Below are 292 nucleotides of genomic sequence, written 5' to 3' on the forward strand. Positions count from 1 at the left end.
GCCCTCGGCTGGGCGGCGGTGATCGCAGTCGCAACCTATCCCGTGTACGACGGGCTACGGAGGCGCATGCCCCTGGGCGAGACCTGAGTCTCCGCCCTCACGACCCTCATGGTGTTCTTGGTCCTGGTGGTGCCCGGCGTGTTCATCGGCCTCACTCTGGCCCAAGGAATCGGGCACGCCCAGGAATACGTCGGCCGTTGGAGCGCGGAGGAGCGTGAGCTCGCCGTCGACGAGGGGCTCCATCACCCCCGGGTGGCGCCCCTGGTGGCCAGGGCGAACGAGCTGGTAACCC

General features: G+C 69.2%; 1 protein-coding gene. It reads left to right on the forward strand.

Going from position 1 to position 292, the window contains the following annotated elements:
* Positions 1-108 precede the first annotated feature (108 nt).
* Positions 109-292, forward strand: a 184-nt coding sequence (locus ACTFO6_RS18540) for a hypothetical protein (protein ID WP_439935846.1), incomplete at its 3' end; no start/stop codon positions are given.

The sequence above is a fragment of the Pelomicrobium sp. G1 genome (assembly GCF_051905455.1).
Lineage (GTDB): Bacteria > Pseudomonadota > Gammaproteobacteria > Burkholderiales > UBA6910 > Pelomicrobium.